Below are 24,658 nucleotides of genomic sequence, written 5' to 3'. Positions count from 1 at the left end.
TTATCTCTCAACACTTCCAAAATATATAAAATCTTTGAAACTTAATTATATTATTTATGATATTATTACATTTGTAGGAATTGCTGTTTTTGCTTATATTTTTATTATAATTAATGCAGAAACACTTTGGTGGACTGCAGTCGGCTCATCTAATAATTATTGGAACATCTAATGATTCAGGATTAAGTAAACTTATTTTTGGTAATCCAATAACATATTTTCTAGGTCAAATTTCATATGCTTTATACCTTTCTGCTTTAACTACAGAATTTTTGTAGCATATTACTGGATTTATCCGACTCCTTTATGGCTTAAATTTGCTACTTCGGTTACGATAGCTACTATTTTGCATTATATAATTAAATTGCCGGCTCGCCAGTTCATTCGGAAATTAAAGATAGGTGCTAGGGAATAAACTCAATCATTGAAAACAATAATTATCCGTTATACTAAAAACGCTTAAAAATTAAGCCTTTAGTACAACAGCCCCCTAGCATAAATAAACTAAAGGCTATAAATGTTTTGCAATGATGGAGTTTAAACATCATTTACAAAACAATAATATCATAATAATTAAAATAATCAAGATATTTTAGTTATTTTTTAAACTTTAAGTATAACTCAAATAAAAATAAATCCTTATTTTTATTAAATAACTTTAAAAGATTATTTTTTTATATTAAGATATAAGAATAATCTTTTAATAAAAATAAATAGAAAATGTCTCCTCAAATAATAGAGTTATTAATTTTTGCCGTTATTGCCTTTTACATCATCAACAAATTAATTACGACTCTCGGTTCTACTTCAGAAGAGGAACAAACAAAGCAAAAATCTTATTTTGGCGAACCGATTATTAAGGACGTAACTTACAGTACAATTAAATCTAATAAAGAAGAAAAAAATATTCCAACAGCCCAAGATATTAAAGCTTTTAAAGATATAATAGTGGAACATAATATAACTGCGGTCGTAGATGGAATGGAACAAGTACATAAACGCCTTTATTCCTTTGACCCGGTTAAATTTATAAATAATGCTAAAACTGCTTTTCAAATGATTATAGAAGCTGCTTATAAAAAAGATACTCAAGAATTATCTGAACTGATAGATAAAAGATACTTGGAAGAATTTGAAAAAATAACACCGTCTTACGGTGATTTTTTTGACTCATCGGCTTTAAGTGCAAAATATTCAGAAATTTACATGTTCGGTAATAACATATTTATTAAATTACTATTTCAAGGTAAAAATGTAGTTGACAAAATTGAAGATTTAAAAGAAGAATGGACATTTACACGTAATGCTAATACCAAAGAAGTTGATTGGTTTTTAAGCAATATTGAGAGAGTATAGTTTTTGTCATCCCGTACCCCTTATGTCATTCCCGCGGAAGCGGGAATCCAGCATAAAGCGAGATAAATCGAGATTTTAAAAAGCCTTGAAGTAATGGATTCCCACCTCCGCGGAAAGACGTTGTTGCGTGGACCAACTTCACCTCTGTCATCCCGTGGTTTGACCACGGGATCCAGTTAAAAATACTAAAATTATTAGTGTTTTTTGTTGTTTTTATGGACCTAGTTAGCAAGCCACGGGGTGACACAGTGGGTTTTACCGGTCTACGCAACAATGCCACGCGGGAATGACATAAAAAAGAACCGCAATTTAAATAACAAACCATTAGTAATGAGTAAAATTTTCTATATTATAGGCACTATATTAATAATAGTCGGTATTTTTATGTTTCAAAAGCAAACGATAACGGATAACAATCAAATAATCCCAAGAAAAGTTTTATTCGGTAACCCTGATAAAGCAAGGGTTTCTCTAACCCACGACGGCAAATATATTCTATATATTGCACCGAAAGACGGTGTATTAAATATCTGGCTAGCCCCCTCAGATGATATTAGTAAAGCAGAAGCTATAACCAATGACAAAGGACGTGGTATTTGGTCTTATGCTAAAGCTTATAATAATAAAAATATTTTATATACCCAAGATTTTAACGGTGATGAAAATGACCGAATCTACAGTTATAATATAGAAACGAAAGAGTCAAAACTACTTACTCCTGAAAGAGGTGTTAAAGCCGGTATAGCCGGAGTGAGTTATAAAAAGCCAAATGAGATATTAATATATTTAAATGAGCGTAATCCTGAATATTTTGATATTTATAAGTTAAATCTAGATACTTTAGAAAAAGAATTAATTTATAAAAATGATAGATTTACTGATTGCGTAGTTGATGAAAATTTAAATTTAAGATTCGGTAGTTTACTAGATAAAGACGGAGCTGTTGAATATTATGAATTAAGAGACGGCGAACCTAAATTATATACTAAAATCTCAATGGAAGATTCTTTCAATACTTCTATACTCGGTTTTGATGCTAGCGGCGAAATTCTTTATATGCTTGAGGGGCGTAACCGCAATACTTCAGCCCTTAAGGCGATAACACTCGCTACAGGCAGAGAAGAAATATTAGCTGAAGATTCAAAAGCCGATATCAGCTTATTTACAGTTCATCCCACAAGGCAAACTCTGCAAGCAGTATCTATAGATTATGATAGAGTCTCATATAAAATATTAGATAAAGATATTGAAGATGATATTAAATATTTGCAAGCTCTCGATCTCGGTGATTTAATTATTAATAGTAGGACGCTAGACGATAAAATTTGGATCGTTGCTTATATGGCTGATAATGCACCGGTGAAATATTATAAATATGATAGGGCAAATAAAAAAGCCGAATTTTTATTTACTAATCGCAAAGAACTTGAGCAATATAATCTTACTAAGATGATACCGGTAATTATCAAGTCACGTGACGGACTTGATTTAGTTAGCTATATCACTTTTCCAAATGATGTAAAACTTGATAAAAATAATATTCCTGATAAAAAAGTACCGCTAATAATTAATGTTCACGGCGGTCCGTGGGTTCGTGATAGCTGGGGATACAATCCTGAGCATCAATGGCTTGCGAATCGTGGTTACGCAGTTTTAAGTATAAATTACCGTGGTTCTACCGGTTTTGGGAAAGATTTCTTAAACGCCGGTAATTTAGAATATGCCGGTAAAATGCACACCGATTTAATTGACGGTGTTAACTGGGCTATTAAGAATAATATAGTTGATTCTGATAAAGTTTGTATTATGGGCGGAAGTTATGGCGGTTATGCTACACTCGTCGGTCTTACCATGACCCCTGACATATTTGCTTGTGGTGTTGACGTTGTCGGTATGTCTAATTTATTAACTCATGTGCAATCTAAAGCTCCTTATATGACACCATTGTTAAGTATATATAAAACACGTATAGGACCTTGGGATACTGAAGAAGAAAAAGAGTTTTTAAGACAAAAATCACCCATTAATTTTGTTGATAATATCAAAAAGCCTTTATTTATAGCCCAAGGTGCTCACGATGTGAGAGTCGTACAGGCAGAATCAGAACAGATTGTAAATAGAATGAAAGCAAAGCATATACCGGTAGTTTATGCACTTTATAAAGACGAAGGACACGGCTTTGCAAAACCCGGTAATAGAATTTCATATTATGCTCTTGCCGAGCAGTTTTTAGCTAAGATTTTAAAAGGAAGAGCGGAAGCAATAGGAGATGACTTAAAGAATGCTAATCTTATTCTGAATGATAAAGAAAAAATTAGCGGTACAGAGGCAGAAAAGATTATAGATACGGCGGTTGGGAATTAAGAACAAACTATTATACTACGACTCGGTGTCATCCCGTGGCTTGTCCACTGGATCCAGTAAAAATATTAACATGTTCGCAAGTTGTTTTCTAGATACCGTGGACAAGCCACGGGATGACAATACAACCAATTTTGGGGGTATCATGCTACTTACAAATACTGAAAATTCTTACGGCTTAATTGCAAAACTTTTTCACTGGCTCATGAGTATTATAGTTATAGTAATGCTCATTGTCGGTTTCTCAATGGATAATTTCATAGAGCCTCCTTTAAAATGGCAACTATACGGGATACATGAAGCAACCGGTATAGTTGTTTTATCTTTAGTAATAATAAGGCTTTTATGGAAATTCTATAACGCTAATGTTTTGCTACCGGAAGATATGCCGAATTGGCAGAAAAAAGCTGCTAATATTAATATAAATTTGCTATATCTTTTAATGTTATTAATGCCAATAAGCGGCTTTTTTATGACCATCCTATCAAATCATCATATTGATTTTTACGGTTTGTTTACTATAAATTCTTTTGCTCAAGATTTACAATTTGCTAAAATCTTTAAGAAAATCCATAAAAAGGTTGCTTTGTTATTTACTGCTTTAATTATTTTGCATATACTAGCTGCGTTATATCACCATTTTATTAGAAAAGATAACGTACTTAAGAGGATGTGGAATGAGTAAAATGATGTCATCCCGTGGGCTTGTCCACAGGATCCAGTATAAAGCAAGATAAATCGAGCTTTTAATCTTTAAAATTTATTTTATTTGTATTTTTTAATTACTGGATCCCGTGGACAAGCCACGGGATGACAAATCGACAAAAAACTCTCTACTTTACAGTTTAAAGATTAATTATTATACTGTGCTTTAATTATTTAAATAAATTATTTAAAATGAATATTCATGAATATCAAGCAAAAGAGATTTTAAGAAAATACGGCGTACCTACTTCCACTGGACTCGTTGTTACGAAAACCGAAAAGATTAATGAAACCATAGATAAGTTAAATACGGAAGTATACGTGGTTAAAGCACAAATACATGCCGGCGGTAGAGGTAAAGCAGGCGGTGTTAAGGTTGTTAAGAGTAAAGAAGAAGCTAAGAAAGTTGCCCATGATATGTTTGGGATTAATTTAGTAACGCATCAAACAAGACCTCAAGGACAAAAAGTAAACCGTCTTTATATTGAATCAGGTTGTGATATTTTAAAAGAATATTATTTCAGTATCGTATTTGATAGATCAGCTAGCTGTATTACTTTCATAGCTTCTACCGAAGGAGGAGTTGATATTGAAGAAGTAGCAGAAAAAACTCCGGAAAAAATTGTTAAATTTTCTGTTGATCCTGCAACCGGTTTACAAGATTTTCATATGCGAGGCATAGCTTATGAGTTAGGCTTTAAGGATAACCAAGCAAAACAGATGAAAGAAATAGTAAAATCAGTCTATAATGCTTTTATTGAAACCGATGCAGCACAAATTGAAATCAACCCGTTAATTGTAAATAGCGACGGGAACTTATTAGCTTTAGATGCAAAAATTACTTTTGACGATAATGGCTTATTTAAGCATCCGAATATTACAGCAATGCGTGATCACGATGAAGAATATCCTTTAGAAACTAGAGCGGCAAACGCAGGACTTAGCTATGTAAAAATGGACGGTAATATCGGTTGTATGGTTAACGGTGCCGGTCTTGCTATGGCTACTATGGATATTATTAAGCTTTACGGTGCGTCACCTGCAAATTTCTTAGATGTTGGCGGTGGGGCTAATCGTGAGCGTGTAAAAGAAGCTTTAAAAATAATTTTATCCGATAAAGAAGTACAAGGAATTCTAGTTAATATTTTCGGCGGTATTATGCGTTGTGATATTATAGCGGAAGGGATTATTGCAGCAGCAAAAGACATAGGTATAAAAGTACCGTTAGTGGTTCGTTTAGCCGGTACAAACGTTGAAAAAGGGAAAGAAATTTTATCAAATTCCGGTTTAGAAATAATACCGGCCCATGATTTAGCAGATGCTGCAAATAAGATAGTCGAGGCTATTAGGTAGGTAAGCGTCATTGCGAGTGGGTATTGCCTACGTGGATACCAAAACCGTCATTGCGAGGAGCAAAGCAACGTGGCAATCCAGAAAAAGATTAAAAAAATTCTGTAAATCAGAATTTTTTACTGGATTGCTTCGTCAAATTACTTCGTAAATTTCCTCGCAATGACGATTATACAAAATAAAAACATAATACATATAAAACAAATTATTTAACATGGCAATATTAATAAATAAAAAAACAAAAGTTATCTGTCAGGGCTTTACTGGTTCACAAGGAACTTTTCACTCTGAACAAGCGATAGCTTACGGCACTAACATGGTTGGCGGTGTTACACCCGGCAAAGGCGGTCATACTCACCTTGATTTACCTGTATATAATACCGTACATGAAGCAAAAGCAAAAACTGGTGCAAATGCAAGCGTTATATATGTTCCGCCCGGCTTTGCCGCTGATTCGATATTAGAAGCAATCGATGCCGAAATCGAAGTAGTAGTATGTATAACGGAAGGAATTCCGGTACTTGATATGGTGAAAGTAAAACGTGCTTTAGTCGGTTCTAAAACTAGATTAATCGGTCCTAACTGCCCTGGAGTTATCACACCGGGTGAATGTAAAATCGGTATTATGCCTGGGCATATTCATAAAAGAGGAACGATAGGTATTGTTTCAAGATCAGGCACTCTAACTTATGAAGCAGTAGCACAGACAACAGCCGTAGGACTTGGACAATCTACATGTGTCGGTATAGGCGGTGATCCTGTTAACGGCACTAATTTTGTTGATTGTATTGATATGTTTTTGAAAGATGATGAAACAAAAGCAATTATTATGATTGGTGAAATTGGCGGTAATGCAGAAGAAGATGCAGCCGAGTTTATCAAGCAATCGAAAATCAAGAAACCTATTGTTAGCTTTATTGCAGGTATTACAGCACCTCCCGGTAAAAGAATGGGGCATGCCGGTGCTATTATTGCCGGAGGGAAAGGAAGTGCCGAAGATAAGCTTGAAGCTCTACAAAGTGCCGGCGTAACTATCACTAGATCCCCTGCCGATATCGGTAAAACTATGTTAGATTTACTGAATAAAGGCTAATCATTATACGAAGAGCTATTATTGCGTGGATCAATTTCACCTCTGTCATCCCGTGGCTTGACCACGGGATCTAGTTAAAATACTAAAATTATTAGTATTTCTTATTGTTTTTATGGACCATGTGGTTAAGGTTATAGTACCGGACATTTTTTTAAAAAATCTCGATGTCATCGTCACGAAAGCAGGGATCCATATTAAAAAAGCTTTACTTTACTGGATTCCCGCCTACGCGGGAATGACATAAAACAAGCCATGCAATAACACCAAGCCCCTACAAGTTCCTTAAGAACTCTTATTATCCCTAATTTCTTTAACTATATTTAGTAACTGTGAGAAATCTATTAACCCGGGTATTAATTTTGAATCAATTATATACGCAGGTACTCCTTGGATTCTAAGGCTTCTAGCTATTTTCATATTTTGAGTAATTAACTCTTTAATCTCATTGCTATCGGCAGTTTCTTCAATTTCCGTAGCATTTAAGCCATTCTCGGTTAATAATTCTTTTATAGATTCCTTAGAAACATCTCTTATTTTTATTAGTTCATCATGAACAGCTTTAAATTTACTTGGATTAACCTTATAAACGGCTAAAACTATTCTTACAAGATATTCGGAAGCATCTCCAAGGATAGGTAGCGGTCGTAATATAACTTTAACTTTTGGATCGTTTTGCAATAATTCGTTTATAGAAACATCGCCTTTTTTACAATAAGAACAATTGTAATCATAAAAAGCAATTATTATTATATCACCGTCTTTATTTCCTATAATAGGAAAGATTGTGCTATCTTCAATACCTAACTTATTATCTTTTAGATAGTTATTAACTTTAGTCTCATTTTCCTGTACTTTACGTTTTTGCAAGCCTTCTATTGATTCTATTATTATTTCCGGAGTTTTAAGCAAATAATCTTTGATTATTTCTTGGACTCTTTCCTCTTCACATTTCCTTGCATCCTCGCTTTGTTTAACCTCAACGGAAACCGGATTTGTAGAATAAGTTTTCATTGTTTTGAAAACAAATAAAACTCCTATAACAACTACAAATATAACCAATATTTTACCTATAATATGCTGCATAAATACCTATATTTAATTTTTATATTGTTTTTACTTTATTTCATTGTTACATGTCGATATGTCATTCCTAGCTAAAAGCGGGAATGACATAAAATGAGCTATGTAACAAAGACGGCTTGACATTCGGTGTAGCAAAATCCCTTACTTCTGTCTTATTAATCTGCTCTGATCTCTTTTCCAATCTTTTTCTTTAATTGATTCTCTTTTATCATGTAATTTCTTACCTTTAGCAATACCAAGCTCAACTTTCACTTTATTTTTTTTATTAAAATACATAGAAAGAGCTACTAGCGTATAGCCTTTTATTCTAATTCTACCGATAATTTTCTTTATCTCTTTAGTATGCAACAATAATTTACGAGGTCTACGAGTAGAATGATTAAATCTATTCGCTTTCTCATATTCCGCAATATGGCAGTTATACAAAAATACCTCATGCCCGGTATCTGCCGCATGGCTTTCCTCTATAGAAGCTTTGCCTTGACGCAAAGACTGTACTTCACTACCCTTTAATACAATACCTGCTTCTAATCTTTCTTCAATAAAATAATTAAAAAGGGCTTTCTTATTTTGTGCAATAACTTTCTTATACTCGGTCATAATTTTATGGATAGTGATGTTATAATGTTTTCAATTTGTTTTTTAGCACTATCGCTTGCTTCAGTTAATGGTAGTCTAATTTCATTTTCACATAAACCTAAATAATATGCAGCATATTTTATCGGAATCGGATTAGACTCTACAAATAATGCTTTATATAAAGGCAGTAATTTCTGATGGATTTCTAATGCTCCTTTAGTGTCATTCTTATTCCATTTCTCCAATAACTTTTTACACATATCAGGAGCAATATTAGAAGCTACGGAAGTCCACCCTACCCCACCTTGTGCGTTAAAAGCTAAGACTACTTCATCGTTACCGGTTAAAATGTTGAAATCCTTTTTAACTATTGCTCTAATCCGCAATGGACGTTCTAAATCTACGCTGCAATCTTTTAATGCTAAGATACGCGGTAGCTCGCTAAGTCTCAATATCGTCTCATCAGAAAAATCTACTCCGCTTCTAGTTGGAGCTGAATATAACATAATAGGTAGATTACACGCTTCATGTAATGCTTCAAAATGCTTATAAATCCCTTCATGAATAGGTTTTACATAAGATGGCGGACTAGCCATAAAACCATCAACCTTGATTTTTGTAGATTCCGCTGCAAGCTCTCTTGCATAAGCAGTATTATTTGATGAACATCCGCTTATTATAGGAATACGCTTATTAACGATTTCTACGCTAGTTTGCAGTAATAACTTATATTCTTCAAAGCTTAAGCTACTACCTTCTCCGGTTGAGCCTGCAATTAATACTGCATCGACTTCATGCTTTATTTGATGTTTTAAAATTCTCTCTAAAGCATATAAGTCTAACTTATTATCTTTAAAAGGTGTTATAGCTGCGGTAATTAAACCTTTAAATATATTGTTCATTGTTTTTTATTTTTTTATTAATTTGCCATTGCGAGCGACCATAAGCATTGTTGCATGTCTTGAAAAATCCGTTCGGTGTCACCCCGTGGCTTGACCACGGTATCCAGAAAACAACTAAAAAATACTAATATTATTAGTATTTTTAACTAGACCCCGTGGACAAGCCACGGGGTGACAATAGTAAAATCGAGCCACGCAATGACGCTTTTCCTACTCCCTAACAATACGCCCATATTCTTTTTTCAAACGATCTGCAATTTGATGATCATCGAAAGTAATCTTTTTATTGCCTAAATCTATAGAATCAATATTTTGCACCTCGATTGCCGTGCCTGTAACAAAACATCCGGTAAAATTCTCTATTTGCTCTAATTTCAAACGCTCTTCTTTTACTTTTAGACCTAAATCTTTTGCAATTTCAATAATAGTCTGTCTTGTTATACCGTTTAAAAATCTATCGGCAATTGGAGTATATAATGTTTTATCTTTAACAAAGAAAATATTTGTTGTAGTGCATTCAGCAATATATCCTTCATAATCAAGTAATAAGGCATCATCATAGCCAAGAGCTTTAGCTTCTTTTTTACTCGTTATTGCCATATTATATTGAGCGGCGGATTTAGATTGTACCGGGGTGCTATCAGGTATTGCTTTACGCCAGCGGCTTACATGCAAATTTATACCTTTCTCAAAAGACCTTGGCATTGATGGAATACCGGCAATCAAAAGATTAGTAGACAAATCAGGATTAGTAATATTTAGCGATTCGTCTCCACACCAAATAAGCGGTCTTATATATGCATCCTTAATATTATTTTGTTTTATTACAAGTTCATGAGCTTTTATTATCTCGTCCACACTATAAGGTACTTTCAAACCTAATGCTTCTGCTGACTTTATTAATCTTTCCGTATGTTCTTTTAACTTAAAAACTTTACCGTTATAAGCTCTCTCACCCCCAAATACCGATCCTGAATAATGCAGGCTATGAGTTAAAACATGAATCCTTGCGAATTGATAAGGAACTAAATCACCGTTAATCCAAACATGCCAAAAAATTTGTTCTAGTTTTATCATTGTCATTAACCTATATTTATATTAAAGTAGACATAATTTAAGATGTCATCCCGTGGCTTGACCACGGGATCTCAGGACTCAGTTTGTGATACAAGATCCCGTGGTCAAGCCACGGGATGACACATAAAAGACCAATTTTTCAAATTACAAAGAGTATACATGTATACATACAAAGCACATATTTTAATCGTTGATGATGATAGCAGAATATTAGCACTTTTAAAGCAGTTTTTAAATAAAAACGAGTTTTTAGTATCAACGGCAAGCTCAGTCATAGAAGCTAAAAATCTATTAAAAACTTCTAATTATGATTTAATTATTTTAGATATTATGTTACCTGAAATAACAGGAATTGATTTTGCTACTACTATAAGGGATGCCGGTAATAATATTCCTATAGTTATGCTTACTGCTTTATCGGAAGCCGATGACCGTGTTAAAGGACTTGAAGCCGGTGCCTCTGATTATATAACTAAACCTTTTGAACCGAGAGAATTATTACTTCGGATAAATAATTTAATTAATAATTATAATAACTTTAAAAAAGAAACGAATATAATTAAATTCGGCAATAATTTCTATAATTTTGATACAAAGGAATTCACTAAGAACGATCAAATTATATCTCTTAGCTCTACCGAACAAAAATTACTTGAGATATTAATAAAAAATTCCGGTAAATCTACTAGTCGTTTTGAGCTTTCAAAAATTATGGGCGGGCTTAGTATGCGTTCTATCGACGTACAAATTACAAGAATAAGAAGTAAACTAGAAGATAATCCAAAAGAGCCGAAATATTTAAAAACCGTGCGTAATGAGGGCTATGCACTTTATATCTAAATTATTACCAAGAACATTATTTGTACGATTTATGTTCATTATAATCATTCCGATTTTAATAGGGCAAATTGTTGCTATATTTTTGTTTTACGATCGTCATTGGTATAATGTTTCATATTATACTAGTACTATTATTATTAATGAAATAGAATCCCTGATTAAAGAACATAGAAATAATTCAAGAGAGATAACTCATTTATCGGAAAATTATCTTAATTTATCTTATCAATTTCAGCTTAATAAAAAGTTATCTATAAAACAACCTAAATTAAGCGAGCCTCTAACTATATTTAAAAATATTTTAGCTACAAAAATCCATGAAAAAAATATAGTTAAACTAAATAAAGAAAATAAAATCGAAGTATTTTTAGAATTAAAAGATGGAATATTATATATTACTTTTCCTGCAAAATTACTACTTAATCCTACAGTATATATATTTGTTTTATGGATTATATCTTTAACTGTTATATTACTTTCTGTTTCTATTATTTTCTCCAAAAATCAAATTAAATCAATAATCACTCTTGCGGATAGCATGGATAAATTTGGTCGAGGTGTTTTAAAAGGTAAAAATTTCAAACCTTCGGGAGCCTTAGAAATAAGAAAAGCAGGGCTTGCTTTTTTAAAAATGAAAGCCCGTATTGAAAAACAAATTACTAAAAGAACCACTATGCTTGCTATGATTTCGCATGACCTTAGAACTCCTTTAACAAGAATGAAGCTACAACTTGAATTGATGGAAGGAAGTGAAGAAATTAAAGGATTAAAACAAGATATATTAACTATGCAACAAATGATAAATTCTTATTTAGATTTTGCTAAAGGCGAAAGTACAGAAGAATTTGAAGAAATTTTATTATTACCTTGGATAGAACATTTTTTAAACAAATGGTCACATGTAGATATTGAATTTATAAAACTTAATAATATAGATAATTCAAAAGTACGAATTAAACCGAATTCTTTTGAAAGAGCCTTGTCTAATTTAATCGGTAACGCTATAAAATATGGAACTAAAATTAAAATATCTTTGACAGATAATCCATCTACCGTAGCTATAATTATTGAGGATAACGGTATCGGTATAGATGATACGGAAAAACACCTTGTATTTAAACCGTTTTATAGATCAGATAAAGCAAGACAGCTTGATAATGCAAGTAACGTAGGACTTGGGCTTGCTATTACTAAAGAAATAATAAACGATCATAAAAGCTCTATTTATTTAGAAGATAGCAAGGATTTAGGCGGGTTATCGGTAAGAATTGAAATACCTAAAATATGAATACTGATGTCATTTATGCGTGGACTGAAAAACGCACTCGATGTCATACCGTGGCTTGACCATGGTATCCAAAAACAACTAAAAATACGAATATATTAGTATTTTTAACTGGATCCAGCTACAAGCTCGCGGGATGACAACAGTGGAATTGTTCCACGCAACAATGCCCCGCGGGAATGACATAAATCGACCCATGCAGCAACATCTAAAATATAAAATAATGACTAACATAAAACATTTAGCAATAATAATGGACGGTAATGCTCGTTGGGCTGATCGGCATAACTTAACAAAATCTGAAGGACATAAGCTAGGTGCCGATAAAATTCGTGAATTACTGCCTGAGTTTATTAATCTTAATATACCTTATATAACTTTATATACTTTCTCTTCCGAAAATTGGCAACGTTCAAGCACGGAGGTAGATTTCTTAATAAAATTATTAAGTATTTATTTAAAAAATGAATTAAACAGTTTACATAAAAACGGCGTTAAAATAAAAGTAATAGGTAGGCTTAATTTATTAAGTAGCTCATTGCAAAAACAAATAAATAATGCTATAGAATTAACAAAAAATAATAATAAAATAACGCTTTGTATAGCTTTTAGTTATGGAAGTCGTCAAGAAATAGTTGATGCCTGCACAAAAATTATTGCAAGCGGTAAAAAAGAAATAAGTGAAAGCGATATAGGACACGCTTTATATGATCCTGAAATGCCGGATGTAGATTTATTAATAAGACCGGGCGGGGTTTATCGCATCAGTAATTTCTTGCTTTGGCAAGCAGCTTATGCTGAATTATATTTCTCACCCAAATATTGGCCCGATTTTAATAAAGATGATATAATAGAAGCTATAAATGATTACTCAAAAAGGAAAAGAACATTTGGCAAAAGATAAACAAAATATATATTTAAGAATCCTGTCCGGTATAGTTTTAGTGCCGTTATTTGTTGTAGCTATATTATGGTTTAAGACTTTATTCTATATTCTAATGATATTAGTGGGTATGGGAATGTTAAGTGAATGGTATAATATGACCTATTCTTCTATTCTTTATCTATTAATCGGTCTAATTATTATTCCGATTCCTATAAGCCTATTGATATTTTTAAGTATGGAAGATACCAATAGATGGCTTATTATGCTTTATTTTTGCATAATTTGGTCGGTAGATAGTTTTGCAATGATTGGCGGCAAAACTTTTAAAGGAACAAAACTTGCTCCAAAAATCAGTCCTAAAAAAACTTGGAGCGGTCTGATTACGGGAACATTATCAGCAGGTTTGGTTGCGGTATTAGTTAGTTTTATACCAAACTTTCATATTGAAAATTACTATTTTTCAAATAAAATTTATTTGTTTATAATTAGTTATATATTAGCATTAATAGCTCAATCAAGTGATCTATTTATTTCATATTTTAAGCGAAAATTTAATATTAAAGATAGCGGTCATATAATACCCGGTCATGGAGGAGTTTTGGATAGATTTGATAGTATTATTTTAACTGCTCCGGTATTATTTCTTATGAAGATATATTTATGATAATACATTTAAATAATCATTCTAAAAAAATAATTTTAAATATCTTTTTAGCTTTACTGCTTGGATATTTTGTTTTTCATTGCATATATGGTAACAAAGGGATTATTGCATATTTAAAAGTAAATAGGCAGCTTGAAAAAGCTTATGATGAACTAAAAGGCTTACGAGCAGAAAGAGTAGAACTTGAACATAACGTCAAATTACTCCGAACGGAATCGCTAAATAAGGATATGTTAGAAGAACAAGCAAAGAAAGTTTTAGGAGTAGCAGATCCTAAAGAACAGGTGTTTACAATAAAAGATACACCTAGTCAAAGGTAAACATCGTCATTGCGAGGAGGCAGACCGGTAAAACCTACGGTGTCACCCCGTGGCTTGACCACGGGGTCCAAAAATATAACTTAAAATACTAATAATTATTAGTATTTTTAACTGGATCCCGTGAATAAATCACGGGATGAGAATAGAAAATCGATCCACACAACAACATTATTGATTAAAAGGAATTGAACATAATTTATGAACATTAAAATTTATCAAGACGACCTACCTAATAATTTTGAACTTGAAGGGGATATTGCTATAGATACCGAGACAATGGGGTTAAATCTACATAGAGATAAACTCTGTTTGCTACAATTTAGTAACGGCAACGGTGAAGCCCATCTTGTTCATTTTGTAAATCAAGATTATACTGCTCCTAATTTAAAAGCATTATTGTTAGATAAAACTAGATGCAAGATATTTCATTTTGCTAGATTTGATTTAGCAGCTATAAAAAAATATTTGAGTATAGATTTAGAAAATATCTTTTGTACTAAAATATCTTCAAAGCTCGTTAGAACCTATACTGATAGCCATGGTCTTAAGGATTTATGTCGGGAGCTACTTTCCATAAATATTTCCAAACAACAACAATCTTCTTACTGGGGAGCTAAAAATTTATCTCTGGAACAACAAGAATACGCAGCAAAAGATGTGCTTTATTTGCATCAGTTAAAAGATATTTTACAAAAAATGCTACTTAGAGAAAATAGGCTTGAACTTGCCCAAGATATTTTACGCTTTTTACCGACAAGAGCTAATTTAGACCTTATAGGTTGGAATGAAATCGATATTTTCATGCATTAATTTAAATTAATATAAGTTAATAAAAAGATTAAATTATTAACTTAATAAATTGACTTCAAGTATAAAATCCTGCACACTATTTAAAGAGACTATATATAGTACCTTATGATTTTGACTCTATGTCTTTGCTGCAGAAAAGGCGTTGTTGCGTGTATCAGAAAACGCACTCGGTTTCATCCCGTGGCTTGACCACGGGATCCCAAAATATAACTTAAAATACTAATAATTATTAGTATTTTTAACTGGATCCCGTGAATAAATCACGGGATGACAGCGGTGGAATTGATACACGCAACAATGTCACGCGGGGATGACATTAATCGTAGAGTACTATAGCTAACCTCTTAGTAGCTAATTGATTTTTTAAATTACTTAGTCTACATAATTAATCACTAAAAAGTGGATCTATATGACTAAACAGACAAAACCAATAAAAAAACCACAAAAAGAAATAGTGGACTTAGATAACATTCCACTAGAAATGACTCTAAGTGATATAATAAAAAATAATTTTGAGAAACCTGATGTAACAGATTATGGAGTAGTAGAAGTTATAACACCGGAAAAACAAGATACTTTAAATGCTGTTAACGATTTTAAATTACTAAAACAAGAAGAAAGTACTTTAAATATTGATATTGTTGTCGCATTTTGTTGGTGGGCAGTAAATTATATAGTAAAATCATTAGTAGACAATATTTGTAATTACCTTGTAGAGAATCCACTCCATCATGACACTGTTGCATCATCACATCAAGAAAAACTAGCGGGTGCTGACTCTAAAATGGATGTTATGGCCGGGATACTAGCATGTTAAAAAAATAATGACAGACGTTCGGCATTGCGAACGAGCTTGCCTTGCATGGATCAGTTTGCCCACTGTCATACCGTGGCTTGTCCGATCTTGTTGCATGGCTTGTTTATGTCATTCCCGCGTAGGCGGGAATCCAGTAAAACCTACTATGTCACCCCGTGGCTTGACCACGGGGTCCACAGAAAAAAATTAACAAAGACTGGATACCGCGATCAAGTCGCGGTATGACACTAAATGTTACTGGATTCCCGCCTATGCGGGAATGACATCAAGGACATTTTTTGATTCACACAGGCACCTCTTCTCGCAATGACGGAAAAAAACATCAAACAATAATATTCACAATTTTACGAGGCACAAGAATAATCTTCTTAGGCTCTTTCCCTTCTAAAAACTTTTGTACCTTTGGCAGACTAACGGTAATTTGCTTTATTTCATCTTCACTTGCGGCAGTTTTAAACTCATAAGTATCACGGAGTTTGCCGTTAACCTGCACTGCCATAATATATGTATCTAACTCTAATATTGATTCATCAAATGCAGGAAAAGCTGAATTATATAACCACTCTTTATTGCCGAGCTTCTGCCAAATTTCTTCGGTAATATGGGGTATGAACGGGTTTAGTAGCTGAATTAAAATATTAAAGCTATGCCTTACCGTTTTTACATCGATCTTATCTTTAGATATTTCAGAGGATATAGCATTAGAAAGCTCACGCATACGTGCTATTGCTCTATTTAGAGCAAAATGCTTTATATCGTCTGCGACGTGCTTTATGGTAAAATGCACTAATCTATTGAGTTCCTTGTTAATTTCACTATTCACATCATCTGTTAAAGAAGCTATCGCCTCAAACATATGCTCAAGCTTATTAATAAAACGTGAGCAGCCTTCAATACCGCTTGCCGACCATTCTAGATCTTTCTCAGGCGGACTATCGGACAGTACAAAAAGCCTAATAGCATCAGCCCCATATTGCTCTTGCATCGTCTCAAGATCGATGAGATTCTTTTTAGACTTACTCATCTTTTCAATGCGTCCCTGCACTACTCTATTATTGCTTTCTTTATGAAAAAATTCATTACCTTTTTTAACTACTTCTTCAGGATATAACCAATTATTATGTTCATCTTTATAAGTAGCATGCAGCACCATCCCTTGAGTAAATAGCCCTTTAAAAGGCTTACGAACGCTTACATAATTCTGTTCGTTCATTACTTTTGTGAAAAACCTTGCATATAATAGATGCATTACTGCATGTTCTATACCGCCTATATATTTATCCACCGGTAGCCAATAATCACAAGCTTTTTTATCGGTCATCTCTGTAGCATTGCTATTGCAATATCTCGTAAAATACCAAGATGACTCGAAAAATGTATCAAAAGTATCAGTTTCACGAATAGCCGACTTATCGCATTTTGGACAATTAACATGTTTCCAACTAGGATGATGATCAAGCGGATTACCGTGACCGTCAAAACTAACATCATCAGGTAACGTAACGGGTAAGTCTTTGTAAGGTACGGGAACTATGCCGCAAGCTTCGCATTGAATCATAGGAATAGGACATCCCCAAAAACGTTGACGAGAAATTCCCCAATCTTTTAGACGATAATTTACACTGCGTTTACCTATGCCTAGTTTCTCAAATTCATCGATTACTTTTTGTTTTGCTTCATTACTAGTTAAGCCGTTTAGAAAATCTGAGTTAACCAAAATTCTATCTTCCGTATAAGCGGTCTTTTGTACATCAATATCCGTTTCAATTACCTGCTTAATAGGCAAATTCATTTTAACAGCTAATTCATGGTCACGTTCGTCATGAGCAGGACAACCAAAAACAGCACCAGTGCCGTAATCCATTAACACAAAATTCGTAATAATAACCGGTAAAACTATATTTGAATCGAAAGGATGAATGACATAAAGACCGGTAAAGACTCCCTCTTTTTCATCCTTTTCTAGTTTGCTACTTCCTGTAATATGCGAACATTTAGTTATAAAACTCAATATTTCAGGTGTCTTAGAAATTAATTTCTCTATTATCGGATGATTAAAGGCAATTCCTATAAAACCAGCTCCGAAAATAGTTTCAGGTTTGGTTGAGAATATTTCTATAGTATTATCTTCATTATCCTTAATTTTGAAATGAAAGTTGGCACCTATCGATTTACCTATCCATTTCTCTTGCATAGAGCGAACGGCTTCAGGCCATTCTTTTAAATTCTGAATTTCATTTAATAACTCTTCGGCATAATCGGTGATTTTTAAGAACCATTGCTTTAAATAACGTTTCTCAACAATTGCACCTGAACGCCAACCACGCCCATCTACAACTTGCTCATTTGCAAGAACGGTATTATCAACCGGATCCCAATTAACAAGCGATTCTTTTTGATAAGCAAGGTTTCTCTCATAAAGCTCTAAAAAGAATTTCTGCTCATGTTTATAATACTGCGGATCACAACTATTTATCTCTCTAGACCAATCATAAGAAAAGCCCATAGATTTTAGCTGCTTTTTCATATTCTCAATATTAGAATAAGTCCAATCTTTCGGATGAGAATTATTTTTTATTGCGGCATTTTCGGCAGGTAGCCCGAAAGCATCCCAGCCCATCGGATGAAGCACATTAAAACCTTGCATAGTCATAAACCTTGCAATAACATCACCTATAGAATAGTTGCGTACGTGACCTACATGGATTTTACCGGAAGGATAAGGCAACATTTCAAGTACGTAATATTTTGGCTTGCTACTCTCGTTTGATACCTCAAAAGCTTTCTCATCGTGCCAAATTTGTTGCCATTTTTGTTCTATTTGATTCATATTTTTTTATTTGTTATGTCTTTATTAGTGTCATCCCGTGGCTTGACCACGGTATCCAGTCCTTTTTTTTTACTTTATTTTATTTTTTTTGGATACCGTGGTCAAGCTACGGGATGACACCGAATGCGTTTTTCAATCCATGCGGGCAATGCCGGTTTGACACCGAGAGGAATATTACCTAGCACTATTAATATATATATCTCTAGCTTTTCTTAAAATTTTATCTTCAAGCGTGATAGCAAGATTTGAGGTGTTTTCATTAAGTACCCATTGTTTATTTTTAAGCATTTCTTCAAATACTTTCACTTCAATTGAATCAGGGCTTATTACATCGTCTTTGATAAATATATTGATTTTAAATCGAAAATTAGGATTAGAGCGTGGGCTATACCATTCCGTAATAATCACACCGCCGTTTGAGTCAGCTGATGCAAGAGGAGCAAAACTTATAGTCTCTAATGCTGCTTGCCAAAGATATTTATTAACCGAGCCTCCTACAGCTTTAGTAGATTCGTTTTTTACCCTGCCCGGTCTAAAAACTAATCCTTCTTCACCTGCTATAGAACCTACTTCGTCCCATTTCTGCTCTCGTTCTGTTTTTGGATAATCATCCGCTAAGATACTAGTACTTATTGCACTAAGTATAATTACAAAAAATAATCCGATAATTTTTTTCATAACCAATATTTTAATTAGGGTGCTTGAGGGAAATAATAGAGAAGCTTTGGCTATTAGTCAAAAATTATTTGAACTAATTGTATGTCATTCTCACCGCCTTTTATGTCATTCCTATACCCCTCTATGTCATTCATAGCTAGAAGCGGGAATCTTTCGTTGTCATACCGCGACTTGATCGCGGTATCCAGCTAAAAATACTAAAATTATTAATACTTTAAGTGTTTTTTTGGATCCCATGGTCAAGCCACGGGATGACACCGAGTGTGCTTTTTGATCCACGCAACAATGCCTTGCATGAATGACATATAACTACTCTACACCTTAACTGGCATGACGACAAAAATATCTTTAGGATTCTCAGGAAATTTAATAAGTACCGGTGCTGAAACATCTGAAAAATATAGTTCTACTAAATCCGACTTCACGGCTTTTAAGACATCTTCCAAATATTGCGGATTAAAGCCTATAGCTAAAGACTCATCACTATTATATTCATAAAAACTTTCCTTACCTTGTGAAGAATTAATAACCTCTTTTGCGTTACCTCTTGCTTCACCGATGGCACTAATCTCTAAGGTTTCACGAGATAACGATAATTTTACCGCTCTAAATTTTTCAACGGTTATTATCGCTATCCTTTCTATACTATCTGCAAATATTTTTCTATTAATTACTAATTTTGAGCTGCTGCTTTCCGGAATAAAAGCACTATAATCAGGGAAAGTACCGTCTATAAGCTTTGATAGCATAATAGTATTTTCGTTACATATAAATTTAATCTTATTGCTACTTAATAAAATTTCTATATCTTCATTTATATTTTTAGGATCTTTAACTATTTTTAAAATTTCCTCTGCACTTTTTTGCGGTAATATAACTCCAAAATTCTTTATTTGTTTTTCTAATGTTACCCATGAAATCGAAAGCCTATGCCCATCGGTACTTGCCGAACAAAACTCTTTGTCTTTTATGTGTAAATAAACACCGTTTAAATTATAACGAGTTTCATCTAAAGAAATCGAAAATTTTGTCGATTCGATTATTTTAGCAAAATCCATGCAGGAAATTTTAAAACTTGCTTCAGGATTAATACTATCCATTGGAGGAAAAGAACTAACCGGCAAAGTGAATAAATTAAATTTACAATTTTTTCCTTTGATTTCAAGTCCCGTTGTACCGAGATCTGTTAATGTAAGCTCGGAATCCGGAAGTTTTCGGACTATATCATTTAGAGTTTTCGTAGAAACGGTAAATTCACCTTCACTTACTACCTGTACTGCTATTTTTTGACTTAAGTACAAATCCATATTAGTAGAACTAAGCTCTAGATTACCGTCTTTTGCCGATAATTTAATGTTTGCATATTCAGGTATTACATTACGTTTTTCAACAACGGAACTTGCAAACCCTAGGGACTGAACTAACGTTTTTGTTTCAACTATTAATTTTAACATATTGTTATTCTCTTAATGTTCCTTGAAATTTTTGCGAGATGGCAGTAACTAAATCTTTACTGAACGAATTTAAATCAGTATCAGATAATGTCCGATCATCTGCTTGTAGCTCTATTTTAACCGCTATAGATTTTTTACCTTCAGGTAATTTATCACCACTATAAATATCAAATAATATAACTGATTTGACAAGCTTTTTATTAAAATTATTTATATATGATATTATTTCACCAACTCTATGATCTTGATCAACAATGAATGCGTAATCTCTAAAATTAGCTTGGAAATCCGATACTGCAAATTCGTCTCTTTTACCGAATTTAGCTTTTATCAACGACAAATTTGTAATATTTAGCTCGAATGCAAATATTTCCTGATTAATATCGTAATATTTCAAGATTTTAGGGTGTATCTGTCCAAAATGACCTAATAAATTTTTACCAAGCCCTATATTTACTGCTCTAGTTGGATGATAATATTGTGGCAACGCTGTCCCATTTGTTGCTATACATTTATCTATAGATAGTCCTGCATAATCCACTACTAGCTCTAAATCGCCTTTAAGATCAAAAACATCATAGCCTCGTCCAAGTGAATGAGGATTTTTATTATTATATGAACCGCTTATAATTGCCGTTAAATAAGTTACTTCCGTATTTAAATCTATAAAACTCGGTCCAACTTCAAAAAAAGCCATATCTTTTATAGAGCGTGCTAGATTTTTACTTATTATACTTAACAAATTCGGCAGTATAGTAGGACGCATATAATTGTCTCCTATGCTAATAGGATTAAGCAAAAATAACTCTTCTTTTAATTCAGCAAATAACTTTGCATCTTCACTACTCATAAAAGAGTTAGTTACTACCTCATCATAGCCTTTGCTTGCTAATATCCTTTTAAAACTAGATATTCTTTTATACTCTCTTAGCTTATTATTATCTTGGTCTAGTTCGGGTAGTTTTATACTCTCTATTTTATCATAACCGTAAATACGAGCGATTTCTTCAGCTATATCTTCTAAAATAGTTATATCATGACGCCAAGAGGGAGCTATTACCTTTATAATCTCACCTTTAACATCCGTAATAAATCCTAGTTCATTTAATATAGCTTCTATCTCTTTGATATTTAATTTAATTCCCGTAATTTTTTCTAAATAGTATGCTGAAAAATCTAAAGGTTTTTTTTGAGGCTCTTTCTCACCGAATTTCACTACTTCCGATACTTCACCATTTCCGCATATTGATAAAATAAGATTAGTAGCTATGTCTAAAGATTTTTCCGTAAAATTTCTATCGATATTACGCTCATTACGATATCTAGCATCCGTATCAATTTGAAATCTTCGCCCGCTAGCTGCAACCATTTTAGCATTAAAACATGCAACTTCCAGTATTATATTAGTCGTACTATCAGTACAACTACTCTTAGCCCCGCCAATGACACCGGCAAGACCTTGGATACCGCTTTCATCTTTTATAGCTAAATCATTTTCGGTAAGTAAATATTCTTTGCCGTTTAGAGCGTGGAATCGATCAGTGTCATCCCGCAATCCGGTTTCCTTGTCATCCCGCGGCTTGACCGCGGGATCCATAGAATAACTTACCGCATTAGTAATTTCATTGGATCCCGCGGTCAAGCCGCGGGATGACAATTGCCCTTCCTTGCAATGGCGTGCTACACTAATTCCCCCTTTTATCTTATCCGCATCATAAGCATGCATCGGCTGCCCAAAGCTATAAGAAATATAATTTGTTACATCCACTAAGCTTGAAATAGTTTTTACCCCGACATTTTTTAATAATTTCTGTAACCAATAAGGACTTGGTTTATTTTCTAAATTTCTTATTTCTCTAAAAGTAAATAAAGGGCAGGCTTCTTTGTCTTGCACGTTAAGCTTCATTTTAGAAGTAAATGTACTCTTTATTTCTGGAATTTCTAGCTCTTTAAGTGTTCCTATTCCTTTAGCTGCTAAATCTCTTGCAATGCCGTAAACTCCAAGTGCATCACCACGATTAGGAGTAACGTTAATAACAAATATAGGATCATCTAAACCGTAATATTTAGTAAAATTCTCTCCAACTACAGCATCTTCAGATAGCTCTATAATCCCTTCAGACTCTGAAGCTAGCAGTAATTCTTCTTCAGAGCAAAGCATACCACAGCTTTTTTCGCCTCTAATAATAGATTCCTTAATTTTAAACTTACCGTTTGGTATTTCTATTCCGATATTTGCAAGTACTACTTTTATACCTGCTCTTGCATTACTCGCACCGCAAACTATTTGTCGCATACCGCTTTTAGTCTCAACATCACAAAGTTTTAACTTATCGGCTGACGGGTGAGGTTTAGTACTTGCTATATATGCTACTTCAAACTTTTGTAGTTCTGCCGCTTTATCTATTACCTCTTCTACTTCAAGACCAATAGCTGTTAGGGCTTCGGCAATTTCAATAACTGTGCTAGAAGTCTCTAAAAATTGTTTTAACCATGATAATGTAAATTTCATTTCGTAAGCCCTCCTGCTAAATTCGGTATATCAAAGCTCCCAAAATTATAATGTTTAAGCCAACGCATATCTCCCTCAAAAAATTGTCTTAAATCTTTGATATTATATTTTAGCATTGCAAAACGCTCTACCCCAAGCCCAAAAGCAAAACCTTGATACTCGCTACTATCGATACCGACATTTTTAAGCACGTTGGGATGAGTCATCCCACAACCGAGTACCTCAAGCCATTTATCGTTTTTATTCATCCGAATATCAACTTCGGCAGAAGGTTCTGTAAAGGGGAAAAAGCTAGGTCTAAAACGTAGTTCAACATTAGAATTTTCAAAAAAGCTTTTTATAAATTCCGTGATAACATATTTTAAATGTCCCATATTGATATTTTTATCCACAACTAGCCCTTCTATTTGATGAAACATCGGCGTATGCGTCATATCTGAATCAGACCTATAAGTCCTACCCGGAGCTATAAATCTAAAAGGCGGTTTGCCGTTTTTCATCGCCCTAATCTCTACTGTTGAAGTATGAGTACGAAGTAACAATGGTTTATTATTTTCCTGACCTTTTAAATAAAAAGTATCATGCATTTGCCTTGCCGGATGATCATCCTCAAAATTAAGAGCAGTAAAATTATGAAAATCATCTTCAATATTCGGTCCGTCATAGATAGTAAAACCAAACTGCGAAAATACTTGTATTAACTCCTCCATACATTGTGTTATTGGATGAATAGAGCCTTGCTTATATCTTCTTGCAGGGATTGTTAAATCAATTTTATCGGCAGCAAGTTTTAAATTTAGTTCCTGCTCCTCTAAAATTTCTTCTTTTGCTTTTATTATATTCTGTATTTTATCTTTTAATTTATTGATTTTTAAGCCAAATTCTTTACGTTCTTGTTCATTTAAACTACCTAGTTTTTTAAGCTCACCGGTCACTATACCGTTTTTGCCTAAAAACTCTACTTTATATTCTTGTAGATCTTTTAAGTTTTGTACTAATAAGATTTTTTCCTCAGCAAGTCTTAATATTGTTTCTATATTTTCCATGATTATTTTT

The 24,658-nt window shown here is 33.3% G+C and carries 23 protein-coding genes and 1 pseudogene; 14 read left to right on the top strand and 10 right to left on the bottom strand.

Annotation, left to right across the window (positions count from 1 at the left end; all coding sequences use genetic code 11):
- Window positions 1–25: 25 nt before the first annotated feature.
- Together SB78_RS11625 and SB78_RS00835 are read left to right on the top strand one after the other, a co-directional pair.
- Window positions 26–415 (top strand): annotated as a pseudogene (locus tag SB78_RS11625) (hypothetical protein).
- Window positions 416–720: 305 nt separating this feature from the next.
- Window positions 721–1,356, top strand: a complete 636-nt coding sequence (locus SB78_RS00835; RefSeq protein ID WP_041077732.1) for a Tim44 domain-containing protein — start codon at window positions 721–723, stop codon at window positions 1,354–1,356.
- Window positions 1,357–1,381: 25 nt separating this feature from the next.
- Here the strand turns inward: SB78_RS00835 and SB78_RS09860 are convergent, their stop codons facing one another.
- On the bottom strand, window positions 1,382–1,681 hold the full coding sequence (locus SB78_RS09860; protein WP_199402678.1) for a hypothetical protein: 300 nt from the start codon (window positions 1,679–1,681) through the stop codon (window positions 1,382–1,384).
- A gap of 5 nt (window positions 1,682–1,686) precedes the next feature.
- On the opposite strand from SB78_RS09860, the gene SB78_RS00830 reads away from it, so the two are divergent.
- From SB78_RS00830 to sucD, 4 genes are all read left to right on the top strand, one after another.
- Window positions 1,687–3,720, top strand: coding sequence for a S9 family peptidase (locus SB78_RS00830; protein ID WP_041077748.1), 2,034 nt, complete (start codon window positions 1,687–1,689; stop codon window positions 3,718–3,720).
- 142 nt (window positions 3,721–3,862) lie between these two features.
- Complete coding sequence (locus tag SB78_RS07195) at window positions 3,863–4,402, top strand: cytochrome b (RefSeq protein WP_066027616.1); 540 nt, start codon at window positions 3,863–3,865, stop codon at window positions 4,400–4,402.
- Between the two features lie 212 nt (window positions 4,403–4,614).
- Window positions 4,615–5,775, top strand: a complete 1,161-nt coding sequence (gene sucC, locus SB78_RS00815) for an ADP-forming succinate--CoA ligase subunit beta (protein WP_041077730.1) — start codon at window positions 4,615–4,617, stop codon at window positions 5,773–5,775.
- A 211-nt stretch (window positions 5,776–5,986) separates the two neighbouring features.
- Entirely contained in the window at window positions 5,987–6,865 is an 879-nt protein-coding gene (gene sucD, locus SB78_RS00810) for a succinate--CoA ligase subunit alpha (RefSeq protein WP_040257675.1), read from the top strand.
- Window positions 6,866–7,147: 282 nt separating this feature from the next.
- Here sucD and SB78_RS00805 read toward each other — a convergent pair whose 3' ends face one another.
- The 4 genes from SB78_RS00805 to SB78_RS00790 form a co-directional block, all read right to left on the bottom strand.
- Complete coding sequence (locus SB78_RS00805) at window positions 7,148–7,948, bottom strand: DsbA family protein (protein ID WP_041077726.1); 801 nt, start codon at window positions 7,946–7,948, stop codon at window positions 7,148–7,150.
- A gap of 141 nt (window positions 7,949–8,089) precedes the next feature.
- Entirely contained in the window at window positions 8,090–8,548 is a 459-nt protein-coding gene (gene smpB, locus SB78_RS00800) for an SsrA-binding protein SmpB (RefSeq protein WP_011270991.1), read from the bottom strand.
- Window positions 8,545–9,429 (bottom strand): 4-hydroxy-tetrahydrodipicolinate synthase, encoded by an 885-nt coding sequence (dapA, locus tag SB78_RS00795; protein ID WP_041077723.1) that lies wholly within the window; start codon window positions 9,427–9,429, stop codon window positions 8,545–8,547. Before dapA ends, smpB begins: the two co-directional genes overlap by 4 nt.
- Before the next feature lie 210 nt (window positions 9,430–9,639).
- Window positions 9,640–10,512, bottom strand: coding sequence for a branched-chain amino acid transaminase (locus tag SB78_RS00790; RefSeq protein WP_041077721.1), 873 nt, complete (start codon window positions 10,510–10,512; stop codon window positions 9,640–9,642).
- 153 nt (window positions 10,513–10,665) lie between these two features.
- Here SB78_RS00790 and SB78_RS00785 point away from each other — a divergent pair, with 153 nt between their 5' ends.
- The 8 genes from SB78_RS00785 (at window position 10,666) to SB78_RS09850 (ending at window position 16,318) form a co-directional block, all read left to right on the top strand.
- Window positions 10,666–11,346, top strand: a complete 681-nt coding sequence (locus SB78_RS00785; protein ID WP_041077718.1) for a response regulator transcription factor — start codon at window positions 10,666–10,668, stop codon at window positions 11,344–11,346.
- The gene (locus SB78_RS00780; RefSeq protein ID WP_041077742.1) at window positions 11,330–12,634 is read left to right on the top strand and encodes a sensor histidine kinase; all 1,305 of its coding nucleotides are present in this window, start codon (window positions 11,330–11,332) and stop codon (window positions 12,632–12,634) included. Before SB78_RS00785 ends, SB78_RS00780 begins: the two co-directional genes overlap by 17 nt.
- 193 nt (window positions 12,635–12,827) lie before the next feature.
- Window positions 12,828–13,535: a polyprenyl diphosphate synthase gene (gene uppS / locus SB78_RS00775; RefSeq protein WP_199402672.1), complete on the top strand. Its 708-nt coding sequence runs from the start codon at window positions 12,828–12,830 to the stop codon at window positions 13,533–13,535.
- Window positions 13,495–14,181, top strand: coding sequence for a phosphatidate cytidylyltransferase (locus SB78_RS00770; protein WP_041077716.1), 687 nt, complete (start codon window positions 13,495–13,497; stop codon window positions 14,179–14,181). The genes uppS and SB78_RS00770 overlap by 41 nt, the downstream gene beginning before the upstream one ends.
- Window positions 14,178–14,501 carry an FtsB family cell division protein gene (locus SB78_RS00765; RefSeq protein ID WP_011270984.1) on the top strand — a complete coding sequence of 108 codons (324 nt, stop codon included), beginning with the start codon at window positions 14,178–14,180 and terminating at the stop codon, window positions 14,499–14,501. Before SB78_RS00770 ends, SB78_RS00765 begins: the two co-directional genes overlap by 4 nt.
- Window positions 14,502–14,699: 198 nt before the next feature.
- Window positions 14,700–15,311: a ribonuclease D gene (locus SB78_RS00760; protein WP_041077713.1), complete on the top strand. Its 612-nt coding sequence runs from the start codon at window positions 14,700–14,702 to the stop codon at window positions 15,309–15,311.
- 409 nt (window positions 15,312–15,720) lie between these two features.
- Window positions 15,721–16,128, top strand: coding sequence for a hypothetical protein (locus tag SB78_RS00755; protein ID WP_041077710.1), 408 nt, complete (start codon window positions 15,721–15,723; stop codon window positions 16,126–16,128).
- 7 nt (window positions 16,129–16,135) lie between these two features.
- Entirely contained in the window at window positions 16,136–16,318 is a 183-nt protein-coding gene (locus SB78_RS09850) for a hypothetical protein (protein WP_199402676.1), read from the top strand.
- 132 nt (window positions 16,319–16,450) lie between these two features.
- On the opposite strand, the gene leuS is transcribed toward SB78_RS09850, so the two are convergent.
- The 5 genes from leuS to pheS form a co-directional block, all read right to left on the bottom strand.
- Entirely contained in the window at window positions 16,451–18,958 is a 2,508-nt protein-coding gene (gene leuS / locus SB78_RS00750; protein WP_041077708.1) for a leucine--tRNA ligase, read from the bottom strand.
- Between the two features lie 174 nt (window positions 18,959–19,132).
- Entirely contained in the window at window positions 19,133–19,636 is a 504-nt protein-coding gene (locus SB78_RS00745; protein ID WP_008579838.1) for a DUF3576 domain-containing protein, read from the bottom strand.
- A gap of 314 nt (window positions 19,637–19,950) precedes the next feature.
- Complete coding sequence (gene dnaN, locus SB78_RS00740) at window positions 19,951–21,090, bottom strand: DNA polymerase III subunit beta (RefSeq protein WP_041077705.1); 1,140 nt, start codon at window positions 21,088–21,090, stop codon at window positions 19,951–19,953.
- 4 nt (window positions 21,091–21,094) lie between these two features.
- Complete coding sequence (pheT, locus tag SB78_RS00735) at window positions 21,095–23,602, bottom strand: phenylalanine--tRNA ligase subunit beta (protein WP_041077703.1); 2,508 nt, start codon at window positions 23,600–23,602, stop codon at window positions 21,095–21,097.
- Window positions 23,599–24,648 (bottom strand): phenylalanine--tRNA ligase subunit alpha, encoded by a 1,050-nt coding sequence (gene pheS / locus SB78_RS00730; protein ID WP_041077701.1) that lies wholly within the window; start codon window positions 24,646–24,648, stop codon window positions 23,599–23,601. Before pheS ends, pheT begins: the two co-directional genes overlap by 4 nt.
- Window positions 24,649–24,658: the final 10 nt, after the last annotated feature.

It is taken from the genome of Rickettsia asembonensis, assembly GCF_000828125.2.
In the GTDB taxonomy this organism is placed as follows: Bacteria; Pseudomonadota; Alphaproteobacteria; order Rickettsiales; family Rickettsiaceae; genus Rickettsia; species Rickettsia asembonensis.
This window is presented reverse-complemented; position numbering and strand designations above follow the sequence as displayed.

Excerpts from the sequence above, each read along its gene's own strand:
- SB78_RS00835 (WP_041077732.1), top strand. The coding sequence starts at position 721 with ATGTCTCCTCAAATAATAGAGTTATTAATTTTTGCCGTTATTGCCTTT.
- SB78_RS09860 (WP_199402678.1), bottom strand. The coding sequence starts at position 1,681 with ATGGTTTGTTATTTAAATTGCGGTTCTTTTTTATGTCATTCCCGCGTG.
- SB78_RS00830 (WP_041077748.1), top strand. The coding sequence starts at position 1,687 with ATGAGTAAAATTTTCTATATTATAGGCACTATATTAATAATAGTCGGT.
- SB78_RS07195 (WP_066027616.1), top strand. The coding sequence starts at position 3,863 with ATGCTACTTACAAATACTGAAAATTCTTACGGCTTAATTGCAAAACTT.
- sucC (WP_041077730.1), top strand. The coding sequence starts at position 4,615 with ATGAATATTCATGAATATCAAGCAAAAGAGATTTTAAGAAAATACGGC.
- sucD (WP_040257675.1), top strand. The coding sequence starts at position 5,987 with ATGGCAATATTAATAAATAAAAAAACAAAAGTTATCTGTCAGGGCTTT.
- SB78_RS00805 (WP_041077726.1), bottom strand. The coding sequence starts at position 7,948 with ATGCAGCATATTATAGGTAAAATATTGGTTATATTTGTAGTTGTTATA.
- smpB (WP_011270991.1), bottom strand. The coding sequence starts at position 8,548 with ATGACCGAGTATAAGAAAGTTATTGCACAAAATAAGAAAGCCCTTTTT.
- dapA (WP_041077723.1), bottom strand. The coding sequence starts at position 9,429 with ATGAACAATATATTTAAAGGTTTAATTACCGCAGCTATAACACCTTTT.
- SB78_RS00790 (WP_041077721.1), bottom strand. The coding sequence starts at position 10,512 with ATGACAATGATAAAACTAGAACAAATTTTTTGGCATGTTTGGATTAAC.
- SB78_RS00785 (WP_041077718.1), top strand. The coding sequence starts at position 10,666 with ATGTATACATACAAAGCACATATTTTAATCGTTGATGATGATAGCAGA.
- SB78_RS00780 (WP_041077742.1), top strand. The coding sequence starts at position 11,330 with ATGCACTTTATATCTAAATTATTACCAAGAACATTATTTGTACGATTT.
- uppS (WP_199402672.1), top strand. The coding sequence starts at position 12,828 with ATGCAGCAACATCTAAAATATAAAATAATGACTAACATAAAACATTTA.
- SB78_RS00770 (WP_041077716.1), top strand. The coding sequence starts at position 13,495 with ATGATTACTCAAAAAGGAAAAGAACATTTGGCAAAAGATAAACAAAAT.
- SB78_RS00765 (WP_011270984.1), top strand. The coding sequence starts at position 14,178 with ATGATAATACATTTAAATAATCATTCTAAAAAAATAATTTTAAATATC.
- SB78_RS00760 (WP_041077713.1), top strand. The coding sequence starts at position 14,700 with ATGAACATTAAAATTTATCAAGACGACCTACCTAATAATTTTGAACTT.
- SB78_RS00755 (WP_041077710.1), top strand. The coding sequence starts at position 15,721 with ATGACTAAACAGACAAAACCAATAAAAAAACCACAAAAAGAAATAGTG.
- SB78_RS09850 (WP_199402676.1), top strand. The coding sequence starts at position 16,136 with ATGACAGACGTTCGGCATTGCGAACGAGCTTGCCTTGCATGGATCAGT.
- leuS (WP_041077708.1), bottom strand. The coding sequence starts at position 18,958 with ATGAATCAAATAGAACAAAAATGGCAACAAATTTGGCACGATGAGAAA.
- SB78_RS00745 (WP_008579838.1), bottom strand. The coding sequence starts at position 19,636 with ATGAAAAAAATTATCGGATTATTTTTTGTAATTATACTTAGTGCAATA.
- dnaN (WP_041077705.1), bottom strand. The coding sequence starts at position 21,090 with ATGTTAAAATTAATAGTTGAAACAAAAACGTTAGTTCAGTCCCTAGGG.
- pheT (WP_041077703.1), bottom strand. The coding sequence starts at position 23,602 with ATGAAATTTACATTATCATGGTTAAAACAATTTTTAGAGACTTCTAGC.
- pheS (WP_041077701.1), bottom strand. The coding sequence starts at position 24,648 with ATGGAAAATATAGAAACAATATTAAGACTTGCTGAGGAAAAAATCTTA.